The organism is Caulobacter vibrioides (assembly GCF_002858865.1).
GTDB classification, from domain to species: Bacteria; Pseudomonadota; Alphaproteobacteria; order Caulobacterales; family Caulobacteraceae; genus Caulobacter; species Caulobacter vibrioides.
This window is the reverse complement of the sequence record NZ_PJRR01000013.1, coordinates 258,973-277,432: the sequence shown is the minus strand read 5'-3', so window position 1 is coordinate 277,432 and position 18,460 is coordinate 258,973. Positions and strand designations below refer to the sequence as shown.

Sequence of the window (18,460 nt, the reverse complement as noted above, 5' to 3'; positions counted from 1 at the left end):
GTCCAGCGCCCCCGCTCGACCCCGGGGGCGTTCGCATTGAGGCGAGCGTCTTGTCCAAGTCTTGGGATGTCATTGTCATCGGCGGCGGTCACGCCGGCTGCGAGGCGGCGGCCGCCTCGGCGCGCGCCGGCGCGCTCACCCTGCTGCTGACCCATAAGCTGGAAACCATCGGCGAGATGTCGTGCAACCCGGCCATCGGCGGCCTGGGCAAGGGGCATCTGGTCCGCGAGATAGACGCTCTGGACGGCGTCATGGGTCGGATGGCTGACAAGGCCGGTATCCAGTTCCGGATGTTGAACCGTTCCAAGGGCCCGGCCGTCCGTGGCCCGCGGTCGCAGATCGATCGTCGCCTGTATCGTGAGGCGATGCAGGCCGAACTGTTTTCCACGGGAAACCTAGACATCATCGCTGCCGCCGCTGAGGACCTGATCGTCGAGGACGGCAAGGTCGCCGGCGCCGTGGACGCGGCCGGCCAGGCCTATCGCGCGCCGCGCGTGATCCTGACGACCGGCACCTTCCTGAAAGGCGTCATCCATCGTGGCGAGGATCGCATCCCCGCCGGGCGGGTAGGGGACCGGCCCGCGATCGGCCTGTCGGACCGTCTCTATGGCCTGGGTTTCCAGATGGGACGCCTTAAGACCGGCACGCCTGCGCGTCTCGACGGCAAGACCATCGCCTGGGAGCGCCTGGAGAGCCAGGCGGCCGACGACACGCCTGTGCCGTTCTCGTATCTGAACGACCGCATCGACGTGCCGCAGATCGCTTGCGGGGTCACCTACACGACCGAAGAAACCCACCGGATTATCGCCGAGCGCATCGGCGAGTCTTTGGTCTACAGCGGTCGCGCCACGGGTGTCGGTCCGCGCTATTGCCCGTCGATCGAGGACAAGGTCGTCCGTTTCGCCGACAAGACCAGCCACCAGATCTTCCTGGAGCCCGAGGGTCTGGACGACGATACGGTCTATCCGAATGGAATCTCGACCTCGGTTTCGGAAGAGACCCAACTGCTGTTCCTGCGGACCATTCCTGGCCTCGAGCAGGTGGAAGTGATCCGCTACGGCTATGCGATCGAGTACGACTATGTCGATCCGCGTGAGCTGTTTCCGACTCTGGAGACCAAGCGCCTGTCGGGTCTGTACCTGGCCGGACAGATCAACGGCACCACGGGCTATGAAGAGGCCGGCGCCCAGGGTCTGGTCGCGGGCCTCAACGCGGCCTTGGCTGCGCAGGGCCGAGAGCCGGCGATCTTCGCGCGCGATGAGGCCTATATCGGGGTGATGATCGACGACCTCGTCACCCGGGGTGTCACCGAGCCCTATCGGATGTTCACCAGCCGGGCCGAGTTCCGCCTGACCCTGCGCGCCGACAACGCCGACCAACGCCTGACCGATCGTGGGATCTCCCTGGGCGTGGTTGGTCCGGTTCGCGCCGCGGCCTGGACCGAGAAGAAGGCGCGCCTCGATGCCGCGCGCGCCTTTGCGCGATCGGTGAGCCTGACGCCGAACGAGGCGGTGAAGGCGGGATTCAAGGTCAATAGCGACGGCGTCCGGCGCGACGTCTTCGCCATGTTGGCCTATCCGGATGTGACGTTGGACGACCTCGGCCGGATCTGGCCTGAGGTTTTCACGTGGAACAGCGATGTCCGCGAGCAGATCGAGATCGAGGCCGCCTATGCCGGCTATCTGGATCGCCAGCGCGCCGACGCGGAATCCCTCCGCAAGGACGAGGACCTCCGCCTGCCGGCCGATCTCGACTATGCCGAGATCGGCAGTCTTTCAAACGAGGTGCGGGAGAAGCTGGCGCGGGTGCGTCCCCTGACCCTGGGCCAGGCGGCGCGGATCGAGGGTGTCACCCCCGGCGCCCTGACGGCTCTGCTGGCCCACGTGAGGCGCGGCCGTGCAGCCTGATCTCGCTCTTGCTCCCGAGGCCGTGCTGGACGCTGCCGGCTTTCAGGCCTTGGTCGGCGCCACGGACGCTCAGATCGAAGACCTGACGCGCTTCCAGACGCTGCTGGCCGAATGGAACGAGGTCATGAACCTCGTGGGCCCGCTCACCATTGCGACCTACTGGACCCGCCATGCCTTGGACAGCGCCCAGCTGATCCCCTTGGCGCCGGAGGCGACCGCCTGGGCCGATCTGGGCGCCGGCGCTGGCCTGCCCGGCGTCGTCCTGGCCATACTTCTGAAGGGTAGGGCCGGGGCCAAGGTGCATCTGGTCGAGTCGATGACCAAGCGGTGCCGCTTCCTGGAGGTGGTGGCCAAGGATCTCGACCTTCCCGTCCAGATCCACAATGCCCGGGCCGAAGATCTGAAGCTGAAGGTCGACATCGTCACCGCGCGGGCCTGCGCGCCGATGACCAAGCTTCTCGGCTTCGCCGAACCCTATCTGCGCAATGGGGCGGTCGGACTGTTCCTCAAGGGGCAGGATGTCGAGACCGAGCTCTCCGAGGCCCGAAAGGCCTGGACGTTCGAGAGTGAACTGCGCACCAGTCAAAGCGACCCTCGGGGCCGCATCGTTCAAGTGAAGAGGCTTTCCCGTGTCCGCTAATCCTCTCCGCGTACTGGCCATCGCCAATCAAAAGGGTGGGGTGGGGAAGACCACGACCGCGATCAATCTGGGCACGGCCCTGGCCGCTTGCGGCGAACGCGTGCTGCTGATCGACGCCGATCCTCAGGGCAACTGTTCCACGGGGCTTGGCATTGGCCGCACCCAGCGCCGGACCACGCTCTATGACGTGCTGATGGGCGAGGCCCCCGTGGTCGACGCAGCCGTGAAGACCGAGTTGCCGGGCCTGGACGTCATACCGGCCGATGCGGATCTCTCGGGTGTGGAGATCGAACTGGGTCAGACCGCCCGCCGGTCCTACCGCCTGCGCGACGCCCTGGAGGCGATCCGCGCCAACGGCCCCTATACCTATGTGTTGATCGACTGCCCGCCGTCGCTGAACGTGCTGACGGTCAACGCCATGACGGCCGCCGATGCGGTGTTCGTGCCCCTGCAGTGCGAGTTCTTCGCTCTGGAGGGTCTGACGCAGCTGATGCGGACGATCGAGCGGGTGCGCGGCAGCCTCAATCCGCGCCTCGAGATCCAAGGGGTTGTGCTGACCATGTACGATCGCCGCAACAGCTTGTCAGAACAGGTGGCCAAGGACGTCCGCGCCCACTTCGGTGACAAGGTCTATGACGCGGTGATCCCGCGGAACGTCCGGGTCTCCGAAGCGCCGTCGTTCGGCAAGCCCGTGCTGCTCTACGACCTGAAATGCGCGGGTAGCCAGGCCTATCTTAAGCTGGCGCGCGAGGTGATCAGCCGCGAACGCGATCGCCAAGCCAAGGCCGCCTAAGTCCGCCGCCTAAGTCCAAAGAACAAGAACCGTAGCTTGACTGAGATTGTGATGGAGTCCGTCGTGGTGGGAGAGCCCGGTATGTCCGAAGGGCGTCGTGGTCTGGGTCGAGGGCTTTCGGCCCTGCTGGGCGAGGTCGACGCCGCGCCGGCTCAGGCGCCGGGCGAGCAGCTTGGCGGTTCCCGTGAAGCGCCGATCGAAATCCTGCAGCGCAATCCCGACCAGCCCCGTCGGACCTTCCGCGAAGAAGACCTCGAGGATCTGTCAAACTCGATCCGTGAGAAGGGCGTTCTGCAGCCGATCCTGGTGCGGCCATCGCCGGATACGGCTGGCGAGTACCAGATCGTCGCCGGCGAGCGCCGTTGGCGCGCAGCCCAGCGGGCGGGTCTCAAGACCGTGCCGATCATGGTGCGCGAGCTCGACGACCTGGCGGTGCTGGAGATCGGCATCATCGAGAACGTCCAGCGGGCTGATCTGAACGTCCTGGAAGAAGCGCTCTCCTACAAGGTGCTGATGGAGAAGTTCGAGCGCACCCAGGAGAACATCGCCCAGACCATCGGCAAAAGCCGCAGCCACGTGGCCAACACGATGCGCTTGCTGGCCCTACCGGACGAGGTTCAGTCGTACCTGGTCAGTGGTGAGCTGACGGCCGGCCACGCCCGCGCCATCGCTGCAGCGGCTGACCCGGTGGCCCTCGCCAAGCAAATCATCGAGGGCGGCTTGTCGGTGCGCGAGACCGAGGCCCTGGCCCGTAAGGCGCCCAACCTGTCTGCGGGCAAGAGCAAGGGGGGCCGCCCCCCACGCGTGAAGGACACCGACACCCAGGCGCTGGAGTCTGACCTGTCCTCGGTTCTGGGTCTGGATGTCTCGATCGACCATCGCGGGTCTACCGGCACGCTGACCATCACCTACGCCACGCTCGAGCAGCTCGACGACCTCTGCAACCGACTGACGCGCGGGATCTGATCAGGCGCACGTAAAAGGGTGCGATCGCCCGGTTTCGGGTGCAAAATCACCCTTTGAAAATCGCCTCTGTCGCGCACGAAGCGGCGCCTTTCCGTACTCGGGGAGGCGCCGTTTTCGTGAGGCGAGGGCGCGTTCTCGAGATATCCGCCGCAAGCGATTGTGGAATAAGGCTTTCCTGAAAAGCATCCACAGCGCCGCAAAGCCCCTGATTTCCCCCGTCTGGAGGGCGAGCGGCGACTACAGGCCCAGTCGGCGGGCGCGGCCGGCGATCATCAGGGCCAGACGCTCGGCGATCAGTTGATCGGGGGAGCCTGACGTCTTGCAGGCTCGGTCGGCGGTCAGGATCTCGCCCTGGATCTCGAGAATGGCCTCCAGGTTCCAGGCTCGCGCCTGACGGAGGAATTCTCGCTCCTGCTTCCAGAACACGCCGGCGGCCTTGGCGGCGGCTTGCAGGTCGACGCCGTTCTTGTGCAGGGTCAGGACGCGACGCAGGCGACCCAGATAGTAGCCCATCGCCCTGACGGCGGCCGGTCCGCCTTCCCCCTCGGCGGCGGCGCGGCGAAGCGCCTGCTGGGCCGCGCCCACCTTTCCGCCGAACGCATCGGCGGCGGCGTCACTGAGGGAGGCCTCGGGTTCGACGCCCAGGAAGTCGGTCAGGTCTGCGGCGGTGGCGTTGATACCACTGCCCGGGCCGAGGTAGAGGGCCAGCCGTTCGATCTCGGCGCGGGCCACGCCCCGTTCCTTGGGTAGGCGTGAAACGAAGAGTTCCAGCGCCTCGCTGTTCAGGCTGACCTTGTCGTTGGCCAGGGTGTCGCGCGTCAGGCGGGCTAGGTCCCCGGCCTCGTCCTCGTAACAGGGGATGACGGCGCAGCCGTTGGCCTTCTCGCCGACCTTGCGAAGCTGTGAGTCTCTGCCCAGCGCGCCGGCCTCGACCAGAAAGAAGGCGTCCGGATTGAGTTGACCCTCGACATGGCGGGTCAGGGCTTCGGCGGCCTGCTTGTCGGGGCCAGCCTTGTCGCTGGACAGTCGCAGGCGCACCAGGCGCCGCCCCCCCATCAGCGACATCGCCGACAGTTCGTCCTCAAGCTTGGCCGGGTCGGCGTCGAGATCGCCGTCGGTCAGTTGCGCCGTATCGAAGGGATCATCCGGGCGCTCGACCACGCGCCGGGCCAGCGCATTGGCCCGGTCCCGCACGACGCCCCGGTCCTTGCCGTAGATCACTACGGCCCGGATGTCCGGGGTCGGCTCCTTGAGGAAGCGTTCGACGTCCGGACGCTTGGACAGGATCATCTAGGTCAGGCCGGCTTCTTGCCCGCCAGCCAGGTGGCGAGGTCCAGCTGAATCTTGCGCGCGGCCTCTGCGGCGGCGCGTTCTTGACCATCCTGCTGCGCGGCGATGGCGGCGTAGGGCTGGTCGGCGGAGTCGTAGGTCACCGAGACGTCGGTCCGCCCCTTGTGGACCTCGGCCCCGTTCTTGGCGCCCAGAAGCCGCCAGTCGACGCTCATCCGCAGTTCAAAGCGGTTGGCGACGTTGTCGAGGCGGACGCCCCGGGCGAAGCGCTGTTCGTTGACCGACAGATAGAGCTTGTAGGCGGCGGGCGAGCCTTGGCGATGCGCCAAGGCGTCGTCGAGCTGCTCGCGAAGCAGGTAGCCGCCACGCCCCTCGGCGGCGACGGTCTCGATGCTCGAGAGGCCGCTCTCCACCCCCGCACGGCCGTACAGGGGCGTGAAACCCGCGCATGCCGTGAGCGTGATCGTCGAAAAGGCCAGGACGGCGGCCGCCAGGGTGCGCTTCATCGCTTGGGGTCTCAGTTGGCCACGATGTTGACGATACGGTCCTTGACCACGATCACCTTGCGGACCGTCAGGCCCTCAAGGTGAGCCATCACGTTCGGATCCGCCAGAGCGATTTTGGTGACCTCGTCATCCGGTGCGCCCGCCTTGACCTTGATCTCGCCGCGGCGCTTGCCGTTGATCTGGATCGGCAGGACGCGCTCGTCGTCGGCGGCCAGGGCAGGGGCGGCCTTGGGCCAGGGGGCGTCGACGACCATGCCTTCCCCGCCCATGCGCGCCCAGGCTTCCTCGGCCAGGTGCGGCGTGAACGGGGCGACCAGGCGGGCCAGGATGTTCAGGGCTTCGGCGCGGGCGGCCAGCACGGCTTGCGACGCGCCTTCGGCCGGCGCGGCCTTCAGGGCGTTCAGGAACTCGTACAGGCGCGCCACGCCGCTGTTGAAGCGGAAGCCCTCGATGCTGTCGGTGACGAAGCCGATCAGCTTGTGGGCGGCCTTGCGCAGGGCCAGGGCGGCCTCGTCGCTGTCGTCGTGGGCGAAGTCGCCGGCCGGCTGGCTGTCGAACTCGTTCCACAGACGGTGCGTAAAGCGCCAGCTGCCCTCGACGCCAGAGTTCGTCCATTGGACGTCGCGTTCGGGCGGGCTGTCGCTCATCACGAACAGACGGGCGCTGTCGACGCCGTAGGCCTCGAAGATGTCCTCGGGCGCGACGACGTTCTTCTTGGACTTCGACATCTTTTCGATGTCGCCGATGATGATCGGCGCGCCGGTCTTGGCGTGCTTGGCGGTGCGGGTGCTGCCCTCGGTGGTGATCACCACGTCCGAGGGCTCGACCCACTCGCCGGCCTCGTTCTTGTAGGCCTCGTGGGTGACCATGCCCTGGGTGAACAGGCCCGCGAACGGCTCCTCGACCGACAGCAGGCCCTCATCCTTCAGGGCGCGGGTGATGAAGCGCGCATACAGCAGGTGCAGGATCGCGTGCTCGACACCGCCGATATACTGGTCGACGGGCAGCCAGTGATCGGCGGCGTCCTTCCCCACCGGCTCGGCGGCCTGGGTGTCAGCGAAGCGGGCGAAGTACCAGCTGGAGTCAATGAAGGTGTCCAGCGTGTCGGTTTCGCGCTCGGCCGCGCCGCCGCAGGAGGGGCAGGTCGTGTGACGCCAGGTCGGGTGACGCAGCAGCGGGTTGCCCGGCTTGTCGAAGGTGACGTCGTCGGGCAGGGCGACCGGCAGCTGGTCTTCCGGCACCGGTACGACGCCGCAAGCCTCGCAGTGGATCACCGGGATCGGGCAGCCCCAATAGCGCTGGCGCGAGACGCCCCAGTCGCGCAGGCGATAGACCGTCGCGCCCTGGCCCTGATTAGCGGCCTCGATGCGAGCGATGGCCTCGGCCTTGGCCGCCTCGACATCCAGCCCGTCCAGGAACTTCGAATTGAAGATCTTGCCGGGGCCGACATAGGCCTCCTTGCCGACCGTGAAGGTCGCCGGATCCTCACCATTGGGCAGCACCACCGGCAGCACCGGCAGATCGTACTTGCGGGCGAAATCCAGGTCGCGCTGGTCGTGGGCCGGGCAGGCGAAGATCGCGCCGGTGCCGTAGTCCATCAGGATGAAGTTGGCGATCCAGACGGGCAGGGTGATCGACGGGTCGAGAGGGTGTTTAACCCGCAGGCCGGTGTCGTAGCCCAGCTTCTCGGCGCTCTCGATCTCGGCTTCCGAGGTTCCGCCCTTGCGGCAGTCGGCGATGAACGTCTGGATCTGCGGGTTCGCGGCCGCCAGCTGTTCAGCCAGCGGGTGCTCGGGCGCGATGCCGACGAAGCTGGCGCCGAACAGGGTGTCGGGACGGGTGGTGTAGACTTCCAGCCCCTCGGCCATGCCGTCAGGCGCTTCGCCGTCGAACTGGAACTTGAAGCGCAGGCCCTTGGAACGGCCGATCCAGTTCTCCTGCATCAGGCGAACCTTGTCGGGCCAGCGGTCCAGGGTCTTCAGACCGTCGATCAGGGCGTCGGCGTAGTCCGTAATCCGCAGGAACCACTGGGTCAGCTTGCGCTTCTCGACGACCGCGCCCGAGCGCCAGCCCTTACCGTCGATGACCTGCTCATTGGCCAGGACGGTCATGTCGACCGGGTCCCAGTTGACCGAGGCTTCCTTGCGATAGACCAGACCGCGCTTCAGCAGGCGCAGGAACCAGGCCTGCTGCTTGCCGTAGTATTCCGGGTCGCAGGTGGCGAACTCGCGCGACCAGTCGACCGAAATGCCCAGCGACTTCAGCTGCTCGCGCATGGCGGCGATGTTGTCGTAGGTCCAACCCTTGGGGTGGACGCCGCGCTCCATGGCCGCGTTCTCGGCGGGCATGCCAAAGGCGTCCCAGCCCATCGGGTGCAGGACGTTGAAGCCTTGCGCGCGCTTGTAGCGGGCCACGACGTCGCCCATGGCGTAGTTGCGGACGTGGCCCATGTGGATGCGGCCCGACGGATACGGGAACATCTCGAGGACGTAGTATTTCGGCCGGCCGTCGTTGATCTCGCCGGTCTTGAAGACGTCGGCCTTCGCCCAGGCTTCACGCCACTTGGGTTCGGTGTCTTTGGGATTGTAGCGGGCCATCGGAAACCAGATCTTGATCGGCGGAGAGCGCTCCCGGGAAGAGCGTCCGCGATGTCATAAGCGGTTTCGCGGCCCAGGCGCGGGTAAAAAGCGGAATTTGGAACAGGCCCCCGCCCGTGACGGGGGCCCGACCGGGCGTTTAGCCCTTGATGTTCGAAAGTCGAAGCTGGCGCGCGCGCGTCAGGATCGCGTTCTCGATATCGGCGGCGGTCTGGTCAGACACCGGGGCGTCGACCCAGGCGCCGTTGATATCCTTGGACTGCTTGAACACGGCGACATTCAGGCCATCGGCGCGCAGGCGGGTGTCCAGGATATAGACCGTGGCCTTGAACCGCTCGGCCGGGGTCTCCGGATTCACATACCAGTCGGTGACGATCACGCCGCCATAGGGATCAGCCGAGGCCAGAGGCATGAACGCCAGGGTGTCCAGGCTGGCGCGCCACAGATAGCCGTTCACGCCGATCGAGCCTTCGGTGGCCGGCGCCTTTTCGCCGCCGCCCAGACGCTTAAACGGATTGAAGCCCGCTTTCTCGTCCTGTGCGGAGAAGGTTTTGGGGGCCTTGTTGCTGGCGCACGCCGTCACGCCCAGCATCGACAGAGCCAGGACGCCCGCGGCGACGCCGCGCATCACAGACCCACGCTCAAACGCCATAGTACCTCGCTCCAATGTCTCGCCGACGCGTGTCGCGCGTCCAGGCGCGCCCCCGCGGCCGGGAGCCGGTCTATAGCATGGCTGCGTCGCCTCAAAACAGGAATCGCGTGACCTCACCGCCACAGGAGTCGATTGAATCGCCGATTGAGCGGGCCCGTGCGACCAAACGCCGGTTGACCGCGTTCCGGGCAAGCCTTTAATCGCTTCTCAAGGGGCTCGTTCCTATATGGGACGGGTGGGGACAACCGAGTATAGGCGGCGAGTAGCGATGGTCGCGACGCGTTTCATCTTGGCGGGGACTGCCGCACTGATCCTGACGGGATCGGCCGCGACGGCGTTCGCTCAGGCCAAGCCCCACGCGGTTGCTCCCGATTTCACCGTCAAGAACGACTTCACCAGCGCCGCCGCGGGCGTTCAGTATCCGCGCGATGACAAGCGCACCCTGCGCTGGGACGCCAAGAAGGGCCGTTGGGGCCTGAAGCTGGACCTCGACCAGCCCTCCAGCCGCGAAATGGAACTGCAGGACGTCAAGGCGGGCGCCTATTTCAAGGTTACGCCTTCGATCCGCGTTGGCGGCGCCATCAGCCTGGGCGAAACAAACCCCGCTCTGGCCGCTCGCAAGGCTCAGCAGGCTGATCCCGCGCCGCGCGTGCGCCTGGAAACCGCCTTCAAGTTCTAAGCGGTTTTAGCGCGCCAAGGCCTCCACCGCCGCGATTCCGGCCACGCCGCTGTCAAAAAGCTGGTCGACGGTGTGCGCTCTGACGCCGCCCAAGGCATAGACGGGCAGCGCCGTCGCCTCGACCAGCCGCATCAAGCCCTCCAGGCCCAAGGGCTCCCCGGCTGACGGGCTGTTGCTGGGAAAGACCGGAGAGACCACAACGGCATCGGCGCCCGAACGTTCGGCTGCCTGGACGGCGGCCAGATCGTGGGCGGCGACGGTGACCAGATAGCGCGGATGTTCAGCCCGCAGGCGCGGCAGGTTTGCCGCCATTCGCTCGGGTAGGTGGACGCCGTCCGCCCCGACGCCCTCGGCGAGGCCGGCATGTGCGCCGACGAGCAGCATCAGGTCCCGCGCCGTGGCGATCGCCCGCAGGCGTCGACCCTGCTCGACAGCGTCCGTCGCGCCGAAAGCGCGAAACACGATCGCCGAACCGGGGGGCAGACGCTCAGCGACAGCCTCGGGGTCTGTAATGCGGGCGGGATCCGTAAAGAACAGCAAGCGGGGCAGCGCCATTCCGCGCACGGTTCTTGGCGGGAAGGCCGAGGCCGCTCTAGAGAGGACTTCCAGTTCGTTCTCACCGTCCAAGGCAGGCCCTCCATGTCGCAAGCGCTCGTCGAGATCCGCGCCCGCATCGCCGCCGCCGAGGCCCGCGCCGAACGACCGGCGGGGAGCGTGACCTTGGTGGCGGTGTCCAAGACCCAGCCCTGGGACCATATCGCGCCCGTGCTCGACGCGGGACAGAAAGTATTCGGGGAAAACAGGGTCCAGGAGGCGATGGAACGCTGGGGCCCGCATCGTCAGGGGCTGGAACTCAGGCTGATCGGACCCTTGCAAACCAACAAGGCGCGTGAGGCGGTCGGCTTTTTCGATGTGATCGAAACCCTGGACCGGGAAAAGCTGGCGCGCGTGTTGGCGGAAGAAGTTCAGCGGGCGGGCAAGGCGCCTCGCCTCTATGTCCAGGTCAATGTCGGCCAAGAAACGCAGAAGGCCGGCGTCGCGCCGGGCGACGCCGACAGCTTTATCGGCGCCTGCCGGACGATCTACGGCCTGACGATCGAGGGCCTGATGTGCATTCCGCCGTTCGACCAGGAGCCGGCGCCGCACTTTGCGCAACTGGCGTCCATCGCCGAGCGCAATGGTCTCGACAAGCTCTCCATGGGCATGAGCGATGATTTCGAGATCGCCATCGCACAAGGGGCGACCTCGGTGCGGGTGGGATCGGCGCTGTTCGGCAGTCGCATCTACGGCTAGTCCGCGAGAATCTGGACCGCGTCGCCGGGCCCGGCCGTCGCCAGCACCGCTTCGAGATCCGCGCGGGCCAGCGCCACGCAGCCCTCGGTGCCCGGATAACCGTCGCGCGCCAGATGCATGAAAATGGCCGATCCCATGCCCGGCGTCGGGGGATCGTCATTATGGCCGAGGATCACCACGAGGTCGTACACGGCGTCGTCGCGCCACATCCGCTCGGCGCTGGCCGGATAGGGGAGGGTGACCGGCCGGTTGTAGTTCGGATCGTTGGGCGCATCGCACCAGCCGTCTTCCGGTCGCGTGACGCGCAGGGGCAGGGCGGTCCTCGGGCCTTGGGGATAGACATCCGGTCGATACCAGACCTCGCGCATCACCCAGACGCCGAGCGGACTTTTGTTGTCGCCCTCCCGCTTGTCCGGGGCGGGGATCGCGCCGGCCTTGCCGACAGCGCAGCGCACAATCCGTCCCGCAAGCTCGAAGCGGCCGTCAGCATGGGCTCGAAACAGCATAAGCGGCGACTCCTCGACTTAAGGCCGCGCGCGGGGTTGTCCCCGGGGGGCGCAGCGGTGCATGTTCCGGCTTATGGCGCAACGCAAGACGCTTCTTCTGATCGACGACGATGACGACCTGCGCGGCGCGCTGGCGGAGCAGTTGGCCCTGCATGAAGAGTTCGCGGTCAACGAGGCCTCGAGCGCGGGTGAGGGCGTGAAGCTGTCGCGCGAGCTCAAGCCCGACCTGATCTTGCTGGACGTAGATCTGCCCGACATGGACGGCCGCGAGGCCTGCCGCCTGATGCGCAAGAACGGCGTCACCGCGCCGGTGATCATGCTGACGGCGGCCGCCAGCGACAGCGATACGATCCTGGGCCTGGAATCCGGCGCCAACGACTATGTAACCAAGCCGTTCCGCTTCGGCGTGCTGCTGGCCCGCATCCGCGCCCAGCTGCGCAGCTACGAGGCGTCGGAAGATGCGCTATTCCGGATCGGCCCCTACGAATTCCGCCCGTCGGCCAAGCTCCTGGTCGATGAGAAGCAGAAGAAGGTGCGGTTGACCGAAAAGGAAACCAATATCCTCAAGTACCTCTACCGCGCCGGCTCCAAGCCTGTGTCGCGCGAGGAACTGCTGACCGAGGTCTGGGGCTACAACGCCGGCGTCACCACCCACACGCTGGAAACCCACGTCTATCGCCTACGTCAGAAGATTGAGCCTGATCCCACCGTTGCGCGGATCTTGATCACCGAGATGGGCGGCTATCGGCTGCAGCCCTGATCAACAAAAAGGCCCGGTCATCGCTGACCGGGCCTCTTTCGTTTCAGCGTCTCCGCGTCACTTACGCGTTGCCGACCTGCTGGCCTTCGGCCTGGGCCTTGCGCGCGGCGTAGACGCCCGCGAAGTCGATCGGATCGATCAGGAACGGCGGGAAACCACCTTCGGCCGTCACGTCCGAGATCAGGCGACGAGCGTAGGGGAACAGGAAGCGCGGGCACTCGATCAGCAGAACGGGCTCCAGATCCTCTTCGGCAATGCCGGCGATGTGGAAGAGGCCGCCATAGACCACTTCGACGTGGAACACGGCCTGGCCTTCGCGCTCGGCGCGCGCCGACAGCTTCAGGTCCACTTCGAACAGACCGTCAGCGCGGCCCCGGGCGTTCATTTCCACGCCCATGTCGATGGCGGGTTGGGCGGCGCCCGCGCGCAGCGCGTCGGGAGCCAGCGGATTCTCGAACGAGAAATCGCGGACGAACTGGGCCAGGATGCGGATGCCCGCTTGGCCGGCCTCGGCGCCTTCCGGGGTCGCCTCGGGGGCGATGGTGTCGGTCATTAGGATAAAATCCGTAATCGGCGGCTAGAACGCCAAAAGAAAGGTGGGCGCTGCTACCATGAGGGCTGATCTGGCGCAACGCCAGGCGCCTGACGGGCGAACCTGTCTCACCTATATAAGAGTCAAACCCTGGGCCCAAAGCCCGCTGCCGGACCCCGACGTGTTCCAGATCCTATTCCTCGCCGCCGTGGCCGCCCTGGTCCTCTACCAGCTGTACTCGACCCTTGGGCGCCGTGTCGGCCGCCAACCGGAGGACGCCGCCGTCACCGCTATGCCAGGCGCCGCGCCCGCGCCTGTTGATCCTGTCTTGCAAGCCGAGGGCGTCGCCACGCTGAGGGCGCGCCAGCCGGACTTCGACCCGGCTCGGTTCCTGATGGGTGCCCGCGCGGCCTACGAACAGATCGTCAAGGCCTATGCCGAGGGCGATCGCGAGACGCTGACGCCGCTTCTGGCGCCCGATGTGATGGACAACTTCGAGCGCGCCATGGTCGCCCGAGAGACCGCCGGTCGCACCGAGAAGGTCGAGTTCCTGACGCCGCCGCGCGTTGATCTCGAGCGTGTCGATGTCGTCGGCGACACCGCCAAGGCGGTGGTCCGGATCCTGGCCGAGGTGCGCACGCGCACCAAGGACGAGCGGGGCGAGGGCGTCGACGATCGTCGCACCGCCGAACTCTGGACCTTCGAGCGGGAGGTCAAGAGCACCGATCCCAACTGGCATCTGACGTTCGTGGCCGCCGCCGAGGCCTGATGACCCGCCTGGCCTACACCTCGCTGGCGCCGCTGGCCTTGGCGGCGGTCCTGAGCGCGTGCGCCAGCACTCCGGCCACCACACCACCGCCGGCGGCCGTATCCGCGCCTACGCCCGCGCCTGCGCCGCCTTCCGTTCAAGCGCCCGTCGCAAGCGCGCCGCAAAGCGCGATGCCTGCGGCGTTGTCCTTTGCGGGTCTGGCGGGGTGGGCTGAAGAAGACCATCTGGCGGCGCTGAACGCGTTCCGGGCGGGCTGCGGGGTCTCCAAGGACCCGGCCGCAGCGCGGGTTTGCGGTCTGGCCAAGGCGACCAAGGATCTGGACGTCTCCGGCGCCAAGGCCTTCATCGAGGCGAATTTCAGGGTCGAGGCTGTCGACGGCGGTGGGGATGGACTGCTGACGGCCTATTTCGCGCCCCAGTATGAGGCGCGCATGTCGCGCAACGCCGAATTCAGCGCGCCGCTGCGCGGCCTGCCCGCCGATCTGGTGGTCCTGGACCTTGGCCCCTTCGAGCCGGCCCTGGTCGGCAAGAAGATCACCGGCCATGTCGAGGGCTCGACCTTCGTCCCCTATCCGGACCGCGCCGAGATCGAGGCGACCCCGTCTGACAAGCCCCTGGCCTGGATGCGGCCAGAGGAGCTGTTTTTCCTGCAGATCCAGGGCTCGGGTGTCCTGGTGCTGCCGGACGGCCGTAGGGTGCGCGCGGTCTTCGCCGGCACGAACGGCAAACCGTTCGTCGGCATCGCCATCGCCATGCGGGACAAGGGGCTGCTGCCCGACAACAACACTTCGGCCGAGGCGATCCGGACCTGGCTGGCCGAGCATCGTGGGCCCGAGGCCGATGCGATCATGCGGCTGAACCCGCGCTATGTGTTCTTCCGCACGGTTCCTGACGACGGCAAGGAGCCCGCTGGCGCAGCGGGCGTGGCCCTGCCGCCGGGCCGGGCGATCGCGGTTGATCCTGGCTATCACGCCTATGGCGGCTTCTATTGGCTGGACGCGGCGGCGCCGAAGCTGGTCGGGGCCTTCCCGGTCTATCGTCGCGCGGTCACGGCGCTCGATACCGGCGGCGCGATCAAGGGCGAGGTGCGGGCCGATCTCTATATGGGCTCGGGCGCGGTGGCCGGCGTCGAGGCCGGCCGGGTGCGCCACACCCTGCGTCTTTATCGGCTGACGCCGAACCCCTGACGTGGCCAAGAAGCCGCCGCCCGGACCCGAAGATGACAAGCGCCTCTGGCGGCTGGTCGCCTCAACCGTGACGCCGCGCGCGCCGGTGAAGCCTGAAAAGATGCGCAGCAAGGCGCGGATCCGGCCGTCGCTGAAGTCGGACGCGGCCCTGCCGGCCGAGCCGCCGACGCGCCTGGCCTCGATCGCGCCGCTGCGGCTGCATCCCGAGGACCTGAAGCCCGCCGCGCCCAAGCCGCTCAAGGGCCCCGCGGGCCACATCGAGCCCAATCGCAAGCTGCGGATCGTCAAGGAGCGCGATCCGATCGGCGCGCGGCTGGACATGCACGGCCTGGATCAGGACCAGGCCAGGGCCACGCTGGAGGCCTTCATCCGCCGCTCGTTCAGCCAGGGCCACCGGGCGGTGCTGGTCATCACCGGCAAGGGCAAGGTGGGGCAGGGGGTTTTGAGGTCTCGCACGCCCGAGTGGCTGACCGACCCGTCCCTGCGCGAGATGGTCGCCGGCGTCTCCACCGCCGACCGCCGCCACGGCGGCGAGGGGGCGCTGTATGTGGCGCTGAAGCGGCGGGTTTAGGCGTCGGCGGACTACGAGCGCGCTTTCGCTACCTTTATGATTTCGACTCGGATGTTCTCTGGCACATCTCGCCACTTGGTCCGCGGGCCAATAACCAAATCGGCTCCCTGCTCCAGCGCCGCTGAGCAAATTTGCTGGAACCAGTCCAGATGGGACCATTCTCGAGGTGGGGGGCTATAAAGATACCCTAAGGCAGGATCCCAGCTGACCTGCATTGCTTCTCGATAGATGTACGGAAATGTCTTGTTGGCGGGCCTAATGAAAAGCTCGCCCTGGCTGCTGATGCCAATTTCGGAGATCAGCTCTTCAGCCACGGTTGTCCTCATCGCAAAGACTACCCCTTCCGCGAAGCCTTCTCGGCGATCCCCGAAGTCCCCTCGCGGGCTTCCAGCTTCTCGGCCACGGCGTCCAGCGAGACGCCGGAAGCGGCCATCAGGGCCAGCCAGTGGTAGAGCAGGTCGGCGCTTTCGGCGGCCAACGCATCCGGACCCTGCGCCACGGCGGCGATCACCGTCTCGATAGCTTCTTCGCCGAGCTTCTTGGCCGCCAAAGCCGGATCGTTCAGGAGCTTCGCCGTATACGACACCGACGGGTCGCCGCCCTTGCGGGCTTCGATGGTCGCGGCCAGCCGCTGCAGGACATCGGTCAGGCGCTGGCTCATGCGGCTCCCTTCAGCGCGTCTAGGCGTACCGGGATGCCGGCGTCGGCCATGGCCTGTTTTGCTTCGCCGATGCTGATCTCGCCGAAGTGGAAGATCGAGGCGGCCAGCACGGCGGCGGCGTGGCCTTCGCGGGCGGCTTCCACCAGGTGTTCGCTCTTGCCGGCCCCGCCCGAGGCGATCACCGGCACGTTTACCGCGCCCGTCACCGCCTTCAGCAGCGGGATATCGTAGCCGATCTTGGCGCCGTCGCGGTCCATCGAGGTCAGCAGGATCTCGCCCGCGCCGCGTTCCACGACCTTGGCGGCCCATTCGACCACGTCGATCCCGGTGTCCTTGCGGCCGCCATAGGTCCAGACGTTCCAGCCCGAGCCGTCCTCGCGCGCCTTAGCGTCGATGGCCACGACCACGCACTGGGACCCGAAGGCGTCGGCGCCGCCGGTGATCAGGTCGGGGTTCTCGACGGCGGCGGTGTTGACCGAGACCTTGTCGGCGCCGGCCAGCAACAGGCGGCGCATGTCGGCGACCTGCCGCACGCCGCCGCCCACCGAGACGGGCATGAAGCAGACCTCGGCGGTGCGCGAGATGACGTCCAGGATCAGCCCCCGCCCCTCGCTGGAGGCGGTGATGTCCAGGAACATCAGCTCGTCGGCGCCGGCGGCGTCATAGGCGCGGGCCTGCTCCACCGGATCGCCGGCGTCGCGCAGGGAGACGAAATTGACCCCCTTGACCACCCGCCCGTCCTTCACGTCGAGGCAGGGAATGATCCGGGTCTTCAGCATCAGGCGGCCGCCGCGATCAGGGCTTCGGAGGGCTTGATGGTGCCCGCGTAGAGCGAACGGCCGAGGATCGCGCCGGCGATCTCGACGCCCTGACGGGCCTTCAGGCGCTCGATATCGGCCACGGCGGCCACACCGCCCGAGGCGATGACGGGGATCGAGACGGCGTCGGCCAGCTCGCCCACGCCCTCGACATTGACGCCCGTCAGGGCGCCGTCGCGGCTGATGTCGGTGATAATCAGGGCTGCGACGCCGGCGTCCTCGAAGCGGCGCGAAAGGTCGATCGCCGACAGGTCCGACAGGCCTGTCCAGCCGTCGACCGCGACCTTGCCGTCGCGCACGTCGACCGCCACGGCGATCTGCTCGGGCCACAGGCGCGCGGCCTTCTTGACCAGTTCGGGATCGTGCACGGCCACGGTGCCGAGGATCACGCGCGACACGCCCGCCTCGATCCAGGCCTCGACGCCTTCCAGGGTGCGGATGCCGCCGCCCAGCTGCACCGGGATCGAGATCGACTCCAGGATCTGTTCGACAGCGGCAGTATTGACCGACTTGCCCTCGATGGCGCCGTTCAGGTCAACGACGTGCAGCCACGAGAAGCCGTCCTGGACGAAGCGCTGCGCCTGGTCGGCGGGCGAGTTGTTGAAGACCGTGGCCTTGTCCATGTCGCCATGCAGCAGGCGCACGCACTGGCCGTCCTTCAGGTCGATGGCGGGATAGAGGATCATGGGCGCCATTCCAGGAAGTTGGCGAGCAGGGCGAGCCCTGATGCTTGTGATTTTTCAGGGTGGAACTGTACGCCCGCGACATTGTCCTTGGCCACAGCGGCCGTGAACGGTCCGCCGTGGTCGGCGGTCGCGACGACATCTTCCATATGGGAAGGGGTCAGGGCGAACGAGTTGGCGAAATACATATGGGCGCCGTCGTCGATGCCCGCGAACAGGGCATGAAGACGCACGAGGCTGATCGCGTTCCAGCCCATGTGCGGGATGGTCAGCGTCGGATCGTTGGGCTCGAGCTTCTTCACCTGGCCCTGAATCCAGTTCAGGCCGGGGGTGACGCCGAACTCCAGCCCTTCGGTGGCAAGGAGCTGGTGGCCGACGCAGATCCCCATGAAGGGCACGCCGCGTCCGTGTACGGCCTGGTTCATCGCCTCATAGACGCCGGTGGCGTCAAGCCCGGCGCGGCACGAGGCGAAGGCCCCGACGCCGGGCAGGAAGACACGATCGGCCTTGGCGACAAGGTCAGGGTCGGCGGTGACAACGATGTCGGCGTCCAGCGCGCGGCGTCGGGCCGCCTCACGCAGGGCCTTCTCGGCCGAACGCAGGTTGCCCGACCCGTAATCGATCAGGGCGACGGTCTGCATGAAATCAGG

The 18,460-nt window shown here is 67.1% G+C and carries 22 protein-coding genes; 10 read left to right on the top strand and 12 right to left on the bottom strand.

Features of this window, described 5'->3' with window-relative positions; genetic code table 11:
* The first annotated feature begins 50 nt into the window (after positions 1 to 50).
* Genes mnmG through CVUC_RS09590 form a run of 4 tightly spaced genes read left to right on the top strand, consistent with a single transcriptional unit; the run spans position 51 to position 4,306 of the window.
* The gene (gene mnmG, locus CVUC_RS09605; protein WP_164468258.1) at positions 51 to 1,907 is read left to right on the top strand and encodes a tRNA uridine-5-carboxymethylaminomethyl(34) synthesis enzyme MnmG; all 1,857 of its coding nucleotides are present in this window, start codon (positions 51 to 53) and stop codon (positions 1,905 to 1,907) included.
* Positions 1,897 to 2,547, top strand: a complete 651-nt coding sequence (rsmG, locus tag CVUC_RS09600; protein ID WP_096034697.1) for a 16S rRNA (guanine(527)-N(7))-methyltransferase RsmG — start codon at positions 1,897 to 1,899, stop codon at positions 2,545 to 2,547. Before mnmG ends, rsmG begins: the two co-directional genes overlap by 11 nt.
* Complete coding sequence (locus CVUC_RS09595; RefSeq protein ID WP_010921580.1) at positions 2,537 to 3,340, top strand: ParA family protein; 804 nt, start codon at positions 2,537 to 2,539, stop codon at positions 3,338 to 3,340. The genes rsmG and CVUC_RS09595 overlap by 11 nt, the downstream gene beginning before the upstream one ends.
* Positions 3,341 to 3,391: 51 nt before the next feature.
* Entirely contained in the window at positions 3,392 to 4,306 is a 915-nt protein-coding gene (locus CVUC_RS09590; RefSeq protein ID WP_024266006.1) for a ParB/RepB/Spo0J family partition protein, read from the top strand.
* Between the two features lie 237 nt (positions 4,307 to 4,543).
* On the opposite strand, the gene holA is transcribed toward CVUC_RS09590, so the two are convergent.
* The 4 genes from holA to CVUC_RS09570 form a co-directional block, all read right to left on the bottom strand.
* On the bottom strand, positions 4,544 to 5,596 hold the full coding sequence (holA, locus tag CVUC_RS09585) for a DNA polymerase III subunit delta (RefSeq protein WP_015923357.1): 1,053 nt from the start codon (positions 5,594 to 5,596) through the stop codon (positions 4,544 to 4,546).
* 5 nt (positions 5,597 to 5,601) lie between these two features.
* Entirely contained in the window at positions 5,602 to 6,102 is a 501-nt protein-coding gene (lptE, locus tag CVUC_RS09580) for an LPS assembly lipoprotein LptE (protein ID WP_096034696.1), read from the bottom strand.
* An 11-nt stretch (positions 6,103 to 6,113) separates the two neighbouring features.
* On the bottom strand, positions 6,114 to 8,699 hold the full coding sequence (leuS, locus tag CVUC_RS09575; protein WP_096034695.1) for a leucine--tRNA ligase: 2,586 nt from the start codon (positions 8,697 to 8,699) through the stop codon (positions 6,114 to 6,116).
* Positions 8,700 to 8,838: 139 nt separating this feature from the next.
* Complete coding sequence (locus CVUC_RS09570) at positions 8,839 to 9,366, bottom strand: DUF3576 domain-containing protein (RefSeq protein WP_024266005.1); 528 nt, start codon at positions 9,364 to 9,366, stop codon at positions 8,839 to 8,841.
* Between the two features lie 253 nt (positions 9,367 to 9,619).
* On the opposite strand from CVUC_RS09570, the gene CVUC_RS09565 reads away from it, so the two are divergent.
* The gene (locus tag CVUC_RS09565) at positions 9,620 to 10,030 is read left to right on the top strand and encodes an NtrZ family periplasmic regulatory protein (RefSeq protein WP_164468257.1); all 411 of its coding nucleotides are present in this window, start codon (positions 9,620 to 9,622) and stop codon (positions 10,028 to 10,030) included.
* A gap of 6 nt (positions 10,031 to 10,036) precedes the next feature.
* On the opposite strand, the gene CVUC_RS09560 is transcribed toward CVUC_RS09565, so the two are convergent.
* Entirely contained in the window at positions 10,037 to 10,657 is a 621-nt protein-coding gene (locus tag CVUC_RS09560; protein WP_164468256.1) for a thiamine phosphate synthase, read from the bottom strand.
* Positions 10,658 to 10,669: 12 nt separating this feature from the next.
* Between CVUC_RS09560 and CVUC_RS09555 the strand changes: the two genes are divergently transcribed.
* A complete protein-coding gene (locus tag CVUC_RS09555) occupies positions 10,670 to 11,323 on the top strand; it encodes a YggS family pyridoxal phosphate-dependent enzyme (protein ID WP_096034692.1) in 654 nt (217 codons plus the stop codon).
* Here CVUC_RS09555 and CVUC_RS09550 read toward each other — a convergent pair.
* On the bottom strand, positions 11,320 to 11,829 hold the full coding sequence (locus CVUC_RS09550; RefSeq protein ID WP_096034691.1) for a L,D-transpeptidase family protein: 510 nt from the start codon (positions 11,827 to 11,829) through the stop codon (positions 11,320 to 11,322). The genes CVUC_RS09555 and CVUC_RS09550 overlap by 4 nt on opposite strands.
* A 73-nt stretch (positions 11,830 to 11,902) precedes the next feature.
* Between CVUC_RS09550 and CVUC_RS09545 the strand changes: the two genes are divergently transcribed.
* Positions 11,903 to 12,589 (top strand): response regulator transcription factor, encoded by a 687-nt coding sequence (locus tag CVUC_RS09545; protein WP_024266002.1) that lies wholly within the window; start codon positions 11,903 to 11,905, stop codon positions 12,587 to 12,589.
* Positions 12,590 to 12,650: 61 nt separating this feature from the next.
* Here the strand turns inward: CVUC_RS09545 and secB are convergent, their stop codons facing one another.
* Positions 12,651 to 13,142 (bottom strand): protein-export chaperone SecB, encoded by a 492-nt coding sequence (gene secB / locus CVUC_RS09540; protein WP_010921569.1) that lies wholly within the window; start codon positions 13,140 to 13,142, stop codon positions 12,651 to 12,653.
* A gap of 145 nt (positions 13,143 to 13,287) precedes the next feature.
* Between secB and timA the strand changes: the two genes are divergently transcribed.
* Genes timA through CVUC_RS09525 form a run of 3 tightly spaced genes read left to right on the top strand, consistent with a single transcriptional unit; the run spans position 13,288 to position 15,648 of the window.
* Positions 13,288 to 13,890, top strand: a complete 603-nt coding sequence (gene timA, locus CVUC_RS09535; RefSeq protein ID WP_145991837.1) for a TIM44-related membrane protein TimA — start codon at positions 13,288 to 13,290, stop codon at positions 13,888 to 13,890.
* Positions 13,890 to 15,077, top strand: a complete 1,188-nt coding sequence (locus CVUC_RS09530; protein WP_096034689.1) for a murein transglycosylase A — start codon at positions 13,890 to 13,892, stop codon at positions 15,075 to 15,077. The genes timA and CVUC_RS09530 overlap by 1 nt, the downstream gene beginning before the upstream one ends.
* A gap of 1 nt (position 15,078) precedes the next feature.
* Positions 15,079 to 15,648: a Smr/MutS family protein gene (locus CVUC_RS09525; protein WP_096034688.1), complete on the top strand. Its 570-nt coding sequence runs from the start codon at positions 15,079 to 15,081 to the stop codon at positions 15,646 to 15,648.
* An 11-nt stretch (positions 15,649 to 15,659) separates the two neighbouring features.
* Here the strand turns inward: CVUC_RS09525 and CVUC_RS09520 are convergent, their stop codons facing one another.
* From CVUC_RS09520 to hisH, 5 genes are read right to left on the bottom strand one after another with little or no spacing between them, the layout of a single operon-like run.
* The gene (locus tag CVUC_RS09520; protein ID WP_124743106.1) at positions 15,660 to 15,962 is read right to left on the bottom strand and encodes a hypothetical protein; all 303 of its coding nucleotides are present in this window, start codon (positions 15,960 to 15,962) and stop codon (positions 15,660 to 15,662) included.
* A gap of 20 nt (positions 15,963 to 15,982) precedes the next feature.
* Positions 15,983 to 16,309, bottom strand: coding sequence for a phosphoribosyl-ATP diphosphatase (locus tag CVUC_RS09515; RefSeq protein WP_096034687.1), 327 nt, complete (start codon positions 16,307 to 16,309; stop codon positions 15,983 to 15,985).
* Positions 16,306 to 17,088: an imidazole glycerol phosphate synthase subunit HisF gene (gene hisF, locus CVUC_RS09510; protein WP_096034686.1), complete on the bottom strand. Its 783-nt coding sequence runs from the start codon at positions 17,086 to 17,088 to the stop codon at positions 16,306 to 16,308. Before hisF ends, CVUC_RS09515 begins: the two co-directional genes overlap by 4 nt.
* The gene (hisA, locus tag CVUC_RS09505) at positions 17,088 to 17,822 is read right to left on the bottom strand and encodes a 1-(5-phosphoribosyl)-5-[(5-phosphoribosylamino)methylideneamino]imidazole-4-carboxamide isomerase (protein WP_164468255.1); all 735 of its coding nucleotides are present in this window, start codon (positions 17,820 to 17,822) and stop codon (positions 17,088 to 17,090) included. Before hisA ends, hisF begins: the two co-directional genes overlap by 1 nt.
* Positions 17,810 to 18,451, bottom strand: coding sequence for an imidazole glycerol phosphate synthase subunit HisH (gene hisH / locus CVUC_RS09500; protein ID WP_096034685.1), 642 nt, complete (start codon positions 18,449 to 18,451; stop codon positions 17,810 to 17,812). The genes hisA and hisH overlap by 13 nt, the downstream gene beginning before the upstream one ends.
* Positions 18,452 to 18,460 lie beyond the last annotated feature (9 nt).